Source organism: Amycolatopsis speibonae (assembly GCF_042647925.1).
GTDB lineage: Bacteria > Actinomycetota > Actinomycetes > Mycobacteriales > Pseudonocardiaceae > Amycolatopsis > Amycolatopsis speibonae.
In genome coordinates this window covers 113,366-119,630 of the sequence record NZ_JBHRWK010000004.1, presented here as the reverse complement: position 1 = coordinate 119,630, position 6,265 = coordinate 113,366, and the positions used below count along the sequence as shown (strand labels likewise).

Here is a 6,265-nt window from a genome sequence, read left to right as displayed (position 1 = left end):
ATCCACCGGACGAAAACCCATAGCCACACCAGGATTCTCCCAGCATCACCAGCCCACACCAAAATCATCACCAGCAGGTCGCCCCAAAACGCAACAGCCTCTCAAAGTAGGGAAGGAGGCCTTCACGGACTTTCGGGGCTGTCAAGCGGAATCGTGGGATGTTTCGCGGGGTGGGAGCCGGGCTCAGCATGTGGGCGGGGCTCAAGGCCGTGATTAGCGTGAATCGGGTCGGCGCAAGCAGCAGTGCACTCCCCAGACCTGCGCCCCGTTCCCCGCTGGAGGCCACCCGGTGCCCCGTACCGCCGCCACATCCCTGCTGGCCTTGTCCGCCCTGTTCCTCGCCGCCTGCTCGTCCGCGGGCGGCGCGACGGGGGCCGACGCCGGGCCGCCCAAACCCGGGGGCACGCTTCGCCTCGGGATCTCGTCGAGCCCGGATTGCGTGGACCCGCAACAGGTCGGCACCAACGCTTCGCTCAACGTCGGCCGTCAGCTGGTCGACTCACTGACCGACCAGGACCCGGCCACCGGCGAGATCAAGCCGTGGCTGGCCGAAAAATGGGAGAGCAACGCGGATTCGACCGCGTTCACCTTCCATCTGCGCGATGGCGCGACCTTCTCCGACGGCAGTCCTGTCGACGCCGCCGCGGTCAAGACGAGCTTCGACGCGATCAAGGCCCTCGGCCCGAAATCACAGCTCGGCTCGGGCTATCTGGCCGTGTACAAGGGAACGACGGTCGTCGACCCGAAGACGGTGAAGATCGAGTTCTCCACTCCCAGCGCCCAGTTCCTGCAGGCCAGCTCGACGATGTCGCTCGGCGTCCTCGCGCCGGCCGCGTACAAGAAGACCGCCGACCAGCGTTGCCAGGGTGACGGCCTGATCGGCTCGGGGCCGTTCGTCTTCGAAAGCCTGAAGCAGAACCAGGAAATCGTCCTCGCCAAACGCAAGGGCTACGGCTGGGGCTCGTCGCTGTTCAAACACCAGGGCGAGGCGTATCTCGACAAGATCGCGTACAAGATCGTGCCGGAACCCGGTGTGCGCACCGGAAGTCTCGCTTCCGCCCAGCTCGACGCCATCACCGACGTCCAGCCCGTCGACGAACCGCAGTTCACCGGCAACGGTTTCACCGAGCCCACCCGCCCGAACCCCGGTATCGTGTTCAACCTGCACGCCAACGTCACCAAGGGCGTACTGACCGACGAGAAGGTCCGCCAAGCGGTGGTCAAGGGCATCAACCGGCCCGAGGTCACGAACACCGTGCTGACGCCGAACTACAAGCCCGCCACCAGCATCCTCGGCTCGGCGACGCCGTTCTACAGCGACCTTTCCCCGCTGCTGGCCTACGATCCGGCGGGGGCGACGTCGCTGCTGGAGAGCGCGGGCTGGATGCTCGGTCCCGACGGAATCCGCACCAAGGACGGCCGGCGCCTGACCGCGAAGGTCGTCTTCTCCCTGGTGTTCAACCAGAACAAGAGCGTGCTCGAACTCGTGCAGCAGCAGTTGCGCAAGATCGGCTTCGATCTTCGGATCGAACAGCGCACCACCGCCGAAAGCGTCCAGATCACCCAAAGCGGGGACTACGAATACCTCTGGTACAACACCACCCGCGCGGATCCGGACATCCTGCGCAACCTGTTCTCCACCAAGGCGAACAACCGCGGCAAGCTCCCCGCGGACAACCCTGTCGACGCGCCGCTCGACGCCCAGTCGTCCACTGTGGACCCGGCGAAGCGGAAGCCGGCGGCCGCGGAAGCGCAGCGCGCGATCATCGAGCACGGCTACTCGGCGCCGGTGTTCGAGCTGACCCAGGTGCTGGCGCACGGGCCGAACGCGCACGGCGTCGGCTTCGAAGCGTCGTCCCGGCTGCAGCTGTTCGACGCCTGGGTGTCCGGCTCGTGACCCGGTATCTGCTCCGCCGGGTCCTGCAGGCGGTCTTCGTCCTGTGGGCCGCGTTCACCGTGTCGTTCGTGATCCTCTACCTCCTGCCGGGTGACGCGATCAGCGCGAAGCTCGGCGGGGGCGAGGCCGGGCTTTCGGTGACACCGGAGCAACTGGCCGCGGCGAAGGCGGAGTACGGACTCGACGACCCCTTGCCGCTGCAGTACGGGAAACGGCTGTTCGCCGCGCTGCAGGGCGACTTCGGCCGCTCGATCTCCACCGGGGACGACGCGACGGACATGGTGGTCTCGGCACTGCCTCCGACGCTCGCCGTCACCGGGTTCGCCCTGGTGCTCGCGATCCTGTTCGGCGGCGGGGTCGCGATCGCCGGCACCGTCACCCGGCATCGCTGGCTGGGCAACGCGCTGCTCGCGTTGCCGCCGCTGGGGATCTCGCTGCCGCCGTTCTGGGTCGGGCTCGTCCTCATCCAGTTCTTCTCCTTCCAGCTCAGGCTGGTGCCCGCGCTGGGGTCGAACGGCTTCGAATCGCTGATCCTGCCCGCGATCACCCTCGCCATCCCGACCGGCGCGATCATCGGGCAGGTGCTGGCGAAGAGCCTCCGCACGCAACTCGCCGAGCCCTACGCCGAGATCGCGCTGGCGAAGGGGGCGAGCCGGACGAGAGTCCATTTCGGACACTTGTTGCGCAACGCGGCGGTGCCCTCGCTGACGATCGCCGGGGTGGTCGCGGGAAACCTGATCGCCGGTTCGGTGATCACCGAGACGGTGTTCTCCCGTGACGGCCTCGGGCGCGTGACGTCGTCGGCGGTCACCGCGCAGGACATCCCGGTGGTGCAGGCGGTGATCGTGCTCGCCGCGCTGGTGTTCGTCGTCATCAACCTGCTCGTCGACCTCGTCTGTCCCCTGCTCGACCCGCGGATCCGGAACCGGGAGACCGCCGATGCCTGACGTCCTCGTGCACACCCGGCAACGGCCGGGCCTGCTCCTCGCGATCGCCGTCCTCGCCTTCGCTCTGCTCTCCGCGATCGTCCCGGAACTGTTCACCGGACAGGACCCGCTCGCCGGTGTCCCCGCCGAGAAGATGCAGGGCCCTTCGCTCGCGCATCTCTTCGGCACCGACGAAACCGGGCGGGACATCTTCGCGCGGGTGGTCCACGGCGCCGCGCTCTCGTTGCAGGCGACCGTGATCGCCGTGCTCGTCGCGCTCGTGGCCGGTTCCGCGCTCGGCCTGCTCGCCGGATTCCGGGGCGGCGCGCTCGATTCGGCGATCATGCGCTGCGTCGACGTCCTGCTGGCGATCCCGTCCATCCTGCTTTCGCTCGCGCTGGTGACCGCGCTCGGCTTCGGGACGACCAACATCGCGATCGCGGTCGGCGTCGCGAATCTCGCGCAGTTCGCCCGGTTGATGCGGGCCGAAGTCCTGCGTGTCCGCAGCGGAGTGTTCGTCGAGGCCGCTCGCGCGGGCGGCGTGCGCTGGACCGGGGTGCTCGGACGGCACGTGCTGCCCAACGCGCTCGGCCCGGTGCTCGCGCTCGCGACGCTCACCTTCGGCACGGCGGTCCTGGAGGTGTCCGCGCTGAGCTTCCTCGGCTACGGCGCCACCCCGCCGACCCCGGAGTGGGGCTCGCTCGTGGCGGGCGGCCGCGGCTTCCTCGCCACCGCCTGGTGGATGACGACCTTCCCCGGATTGACCGTCGCGGCCGTGGTGCTGTCGGCGAACCGGCTGTCCCGAGCGATCGAAGGAGACGTGCGGTGAGCGCGCTGCTGACCATCCGCGATCTCGCGGTGTCCTACAAGAACGTGCCCGCGGTGGACGGCGTCGACCTGTCCGTCCACAAGGGACAGATCGTCGCCGTCGTCGGCGAGTCCGGATCCGGCAAGAGCACGACGGCGCATGCGGCGATCGGGCTGCTGCCGCGCGGCGGGCGGATCGACCGCGGCGAGATCACCTTCGACGGCCGTGACCTGGCGAAACTCTCCGACCGCGGCTGGCGTTCCGTACGCGGCCGCGAGATCGCCCTGGTCCCCCAGGATCCGACGGTCTCGCTCAACCCCGTGCACCGGATCGGCGATCAGGTCGCCGAAGTGCTGCTGATCCACGGCCTCGCGGACAAGCGCACGGCCGGCGCGGAGGCGGTGAAACTGCTGCGCAAGGCCGGGATCGGCGATCCGGAGGCGCGGGCGCGGCAGTATCCGCACGAGCTGTCCGGCGGGCTCCGCCAGCGCGCGCTGATCGCCGCCGCGCTGGCCGGACGGCCGAAACTCATCATCGCCGACGAGCCGACCAGCGCGCTCGACGTCACCGTGCAGCGGCAGATCCTCGACCACCTCGAAGAACTCGCCGCCGAAGCGGGCACCGCCGTCCTGCTGATCACCCACGACCTCGGCGTCGCGTCCGATCGGGCGTCGCGGATCGTCGTGCTGTCCCAGGGCACCGTGGTCGAGGAGGGCACGACCGGCGAGATCCTCGCGGCTCCCTCGCGGAAGTACACGCGGGACCTGCTCGCCGCCGCGCCCAGCCTCTCCGACAAACCGCTGAGGGAGCCGAAGCCGCCGTCGTCCGACGTCCTGGTCTCGGTCCGCGACCTCGGCAAGACCTTCGGCACCACGCGGGCCGTCGACGGGGTTTCCTTCGACATCGCCCGCGGGCGGACGCTCGCCCTGGTCGGCGAGTCCGGCTCGGGCAAGTCGACCACCGCGCGGATGATCCTGCGCCTGGAGACGCCGACCGACGGCGTCGTCGAGTTCGACGGTCAGGACATCACGTCGGTGCGCGGTGCGGAGCTGCGGCGGCTGCGGCGCCGGTTCCAGCTGGTGTACCAGAACCCGTACGCGTCGCTGAACCCGAAGTTCAGCATCGAGGACGTCGTTTCCGAACCCCTGCGGGCCTTCGGCGTCGGCACGAAGGCGGATCGCCGGGCGCGCGCGGCGGAACTGGTCGACCAGGTCGCCCTGCCGTCTTCGGTACTGAAACGCAAACCCGCCGAACTGTCCGGCGGGCAACGGCAGCGGGCGGCCATCGCGCGGGCGCTCGCCCTGGCCCCGGAACTGATCGTCGCCGACGAACCCGTGTCCGCGCTGGACGTCTCGGTGCAGGCTCAGATCCTGCGGCTGCTCGCCGACCTTCAGGACGAACTCGGCCTGACCTACCTGTTCATCTCGCACGACCTCGCCGTGGTCCGGCAGATCGCGGACACCGTCGGCGTGCTGCGCGGGGGCGAACTGGTCGAACTCGGCCCGGCACTGGACGTCCTCGAACGGCCGGGCGCGGACTACACCCGGGAGCTGCTCGCCGCTATCCCGGGCCGGAAACCGTTGGAGACACGATGAAGTTCGGGCTCTTTTCCCTTGTCGCCAACCACCCCGACCCGGTGACCGGGGTGACGCCGACCCAGCACGAACGCCTGCGCCGAGTCATCGACGAAGCGATCTTCGCCGAGGAGCTGGGATTCGACGCGTACGGCGTCGGCGAACGGCACGGCGAACCGTTCCTGTCCTCGGCGCCGCCTGTGCTCCTCGCGGCGGTGGCGGAACGCACGCGGCGGGTCCGGCTGCTGACCACGCTGACCGTGATCAGCGTGCTCGACCCGGTCCGCGTCGCGGAGGACTACGCGACACTCGACCAGCTTTCCGGCGGGCGGCTGGACCTCATGATCGGCAAGGGCAACGATCCCCGGCATTTCCCGCTGTTCGGCCTCGAAGAGGAACGGCAATGGGAGTACCAGGCGGAAAAGTTCGCCCTGCTGCGCCGTCTCTACCTGGAAGAAGGCGTGACCTGGAAGGGCGAGTTCCGCGCGCCGCTGACGGACGTCACGACGCAGCCGCGTCCGTTCCACGCGCGGCCGAGGATCTGGCACGGGAGCGCATCGAGCACCGAGTCGACCGAGCTGGCGGCGAAGTTCGGCGACCCGTTGTTCACCGCGAACGGCTTCCACCCCAAGAAGAAGTACGCCGACCTGATCGACCACTACCGGCGGCGGTGGGCCGACTACGGCCACGACCCGGCGGACGCGCTCGTCGGTTCGGGCGCGGGCGGCCTGTATGTCGCCAAGACCTCGCAGGAAGCGCTGGACGGCTACCGGCCGTACTTCGAGGCGCTGGCGAAAACGCCCGCGTACCAGCACAACAAGTCGGAATTCACCACGCTGGAGGACAAGATCGCCCACGGTTCCGCCCTGGTCGGGAGCCCGGAACAGGTGATCGACAAGATCGGCGACTCCCACGCCTCGTTCGGGCACGAGGTGCAGGCCGTCTCGGTCGACGGCCTGAAAACCGGGGAAGCGCAGGACGTCCTGGAGCTTTTCGCCTCCGACGTCATCCCTATCGTGCGGAAAGAACTGCCCTCCAGGGTCTGGGAAAGCTAGTACCT

The 6,265-nt window shown here is 69.0% G+C and carries 5 protein-coding genes; all 5 read left to right on the top strand.

The window, feature by feature from the left end:
• Window positions 1–289: 289 nt before the first annotated feature.
• From ACFOSH_RS02030 to ACFOSH_RS02010, 5 genes are read left to right on the top strand one after another with little or no spacing between them, the layout of a single operon-like run.
• Window positions 290–1,897: an ABC transporter substrate-binding protein gene (locus tag ACFOSH_RS02030; protein WP_378236852.1), complete on the top strand. Its 1,608-nt coding sequence runs from the start codon at window positions 290–292 to the stop codon at window positions 1,895–1,897.
• Complete coding sequence (locus ACFOSH_RS02025) at window positions 1,894–2,844, top strand: ABC transporter permease (protein WP_378236851.1); 951 nt, start codon at window positions 1,894–1,896, stop codon at window positions 2,842–2,844. Before ACFOSH_RS02030 ends, ACFOSH_RS02025 begins: the two co-directional genes overlap by 4 nt.
• Window positions 2,837–3,652: an ABC transporter permease gene (locus tag ACFOSH_RS02020; RefSeq protein ID WP_378236850.1), complete on the top strand. Its 816-nt coding sequence runs from the start codon at window positions 2,837–2,839 to the stop codon at window positions 3,650–3,652. The genes ACFOSH_RS02025 and ACFOSH_RS02020 overlap by 8 nt, the downstream gene beginning before the upstream one ends.
• Complete coding sequence (locus tag ACFOSH_RS02015) at window positions 3,649–5,226, top strand: dipeptide ABC transporter ATP-binding protein (RefSeq protein ID WP_378236849.1); 1,578 nt, start codon at window positions 3,649–3,651, stop codon at window positions 5,224–5,226. Before ACFOSH_RS02020 ends, ACFOSH_RS02015 begins: the two co-directional genes overlap by 4 nt.
• Entirely contained in the window at window positions 5,223–6,260 is a 1,038-nt protein-coding gene (locus tag ACFOSH_RS02010; RefSeq protein ID WP_378236848.1) for an LLM class flavin-dependent oxidoreductase, read from the top strand. The genes ACFOSH_RS02015 and ACFOSH_RS02010 overlap by 4 nt, the downstream gene beginning before the upstream one ends.
• Window positions 6,261–6,265: the final 5 nt, after the last annotated feature.